We start from the raw sequence: 2,820 nt of genomic DNA, 5'->3' as shown, positions 1-2,820 counted from the left end.
CCCTGCCCCAACCGGAGGCAGGTAACCACCGCTCCATCAAAGCGGGGGAAGCTCAAGCAGCGTGCGTAGTCGAGGATGGGCTGAAGGAGCGCCACGGTGCTGGACGCGTGGCTGAACCACCAGTGCAGGCTCCTCTGCCGTCGGCATCAGCGCGGTCAGACCTACACAAAAAACGTGATCGCCACGTCCCCCACGCTGGTGAAATGTCCCAGATCCCGCGACGGGGCGATCGCGGCGCCAACGGGCGCGCACTCCTCCGCGCCGAGGGCCGATCGATGGAGCGGAGGAGTGCGCCGCGGGCTGAACACACCAACTCGACTGTCTTGCGACGCGGGGTCAGAGTTGCGGCCGCCGGGCGCGGGCATCCTCGGCCAAGATGCCGGGGTCGGCCGCGGGTGTACTCGAGGCCGACACCACCGGCACGGGCAGGCGCATCACCCCTCATAGGGTCGTTTTGGCGCGACCAGCGCGCGACTACTCGGACGTGGGCCTACGGCAGTAGTAGACGAATGCGGGTGGCGTGTTGGCCCACACCGTCTGGCCGATCGTAACCTCCTCGAACCGTGTGCTCAGCGACCGGCGCAATCGGCGGGCTGGAGGCAGCCATCGCGTGTGCGTGTACGCAAAAGTGGTGAACGCGCCATGCGGAGCGAGCACATCCGTGACAGCGTCGAGGAGATCGTTCTGCCGGTCCGGTGCGAAGGCTGCCCACGGCAGCCCGCTCACAATCATGTCCGCGCTCTGGTGACCGCGGTGCGCCAGCACGTCGCGGAGGTTGCGGGCGTCGGCCACAACAACATCAACCTGGGGGTAGCGGTCGGCCAGCGATCCGGCGAACCGTTCGTTGATCTCGATGGCCAGGTGCTGTCCGCGGCCGCCGAGCCTCTGCTGGATCGCGGCGGTGAACGCGCCGGTGCCGGGGCCGAGCTCCACGACCAGTGGGGCCCCGGTGCGTGGCAGGGTCGCGGTGATTGCGTTGGCGAGAGGCACGCCGCTCGGCGCGACAGCGGCGACGGTGAACGGGGATCGGACGAACTCGCGTAGAAACACGACACGGTCGGCGCCGCTCCCCGTTGGCGACGACGGCACGGCGTTGTTGTGAGGCAGCAGCGCGGGCCCTGTCACTCCGGGCTTGGTGCAAACAATAGCGGTCATGACTCGACGCTCCTTCGAAGAACTGGTGACAAACGACGACGAACGTGGTGGTCGCAGCACCGGGCCGGAATCCTCACGCGGCACAGGAGCTGCTTTGGCCAGCTTGCTGGGGCTGACGACGAGCCGAGTTCAGCCCCAGCAAGCTCAGCTCGCTTCAGGCGCGGAGGATCCCGGCGACGGCAGGGGCAGCCGCGGAGCCGTCACGAAGACCCATCTCGACGGCCTGCGGCCGGATCCGGGGGTCCAATGCCTCGCGGATGAGGAGCTCCGAGTCGGCGCCACCGGTAATTCGAACCACCCGCAGCCCGTCGGCCTCGAGCTTGTTCAGTGCCTCCTCCTCGACGGTGTTCGACAGGTTCGGCGTCGGCATCCCGATGTAGACGATGGCATCCAGTTCCTTCTCCGCCACCAGGTCGCTTGAGAAGGAAGTGCGCGGCGCGTCGGTGTAGTGGTGACCATTGATCTCGACAGTTGGCAGGAAGCCGGGGACCGCGGCGGAGGACGCGACCGCAGCCGCGAGCGGGACGCCATCGCTGCGCTTCCACAGCACCGTCTGGCCGGTTTCGGCGTTCACGGAGGTGGGACGGAAATCCAGCTCTGGCCACTCCGGGCCGGCGAGCATCGACCCGACATACGTGACAAGGTCGGCGCTTGAGATCGGGGTGGGCGCCTTCATCGCCAGCTTCCCGACGATCCGGCCGCGTTCCTCCACCGTCCCCTCAGTGGAGGCGAGCGCCGCGATGATCTCGGTTGGAATGGCACTCATGCCCTCGCCGGCCGGCAGTGGTGCCGTCGCCACCTTGCCAGTTCGCTCCCTGTCAACGAGCTGGTTGAGGTCAAGTCTCGCGCTGAAGTAGCTGCCGGCGATGGCGCCCGCCGACGTCCCGACGACGACGTCGACGGCATCAGGCGTCAGGTGCGCCTCGTTGCCCAGGGCAGCGAGCACGCCCGTCTGCCAGGCAATGCCAGTCTCGCCACCGCCTCCGAGCACGATGCCCACCCGCGGTCGCCGCGCGGAGCGATGCGTAGCTTCTGAGTTGTTGTTCTGTTCCATGGTCTTCTTCCTCTCTATCGAGATGTGCCCGCTGGGCGTGGCTGTGGTGGCTGCTGCCCGCGAAGGCCGGTTTGGTATCTGACCGGTTAGTTGAAGCTAAGCATCGCCGTTCGAAGCTGTCAACTAGTCGGTTAGTCCAGGTGCAAACTAACCGGCTAGTTGACAGGGGTTTAGGCTTCGCCTACGTTGTTTCTAACTGGTCAGTCCAGATGCGTCGATCGGGCTAGCGCCCGAGCGCGGTTGATTGGAGTGGTCATGGACGCGCCGGTCTCCCGTCGCTCGGTCGGGCTGGAGCCTGCCGTCGAGCTGTATCGGCGACGTGACTAGCTGTACTGAGTTCGTTGCAGTCGGGAGCGGTGGGATCGGTCGAGAGGCCGCACAAGATGGTTGTCCGTGTCGGGCTGAGATCTCCCGGGCGGCTGTGATCATGGCCGGCTCGACCTGACCGCAGCAGAACTCCAGTCCACAGAGCCGGGCGTCATCCATGCCCGCATCGCAATCCGTGTCCTACCGTGCGAGCTTCTCCGCCCCTCGAGATAGGAGTGTTGATGATGATGGATGTGTTGAAGCCGTTTGCTGGGAAGGTTGCCCTGGTGACCGGGGCTGGTACC

2 protein-coding genes are annotated in these 2,820 nt (G+C 66.3%); both read right to left on the bottom strand.

Annotation, left to right across the window (positions count from 1 at the left end; all coding sequences use genetic code 11):
• Positions 1–474: 474 nt before the first annotated feature.
• A complete protein-coding gene (locus tag ABZS66_RS61225; RefSeq protein WP_354774142.1) occupies positions 475–1,155 on the bottom strand; it encodes a methyltransferase domain-containing protein in 681 nt (226 codons plus the stop codon).
• A gap of 154 nt (positions 1,156–1,309) precedes the next feature.
• Positions 1,310–2,209, bottom strand: coding sequence for a patatin-like phospholipase family protein (locus ABZS66_RS61220; protein WP_354774140.1), 900 nt, complete (start codon positions 2,207–2,209; stop codon positions 1,310–1,312).
• Positions 2,210–2,820 lie beyond the last annotated feature (611 nt).

It is taken from the genome of Dactylosporangium sp. NPDC005572 (genome assembly GCF_040605515.1).
Taxonomy (GTDB): Bacteria; Actinomycetota; Actinomycetes; order Mycobacteriales; family Micromonosporaceae; genus Dactylosporangium.
Note: the sequence above shows the minus strand (reverse complement) of the source record. Positions and strands in the feature narration are given on the sequence as shown.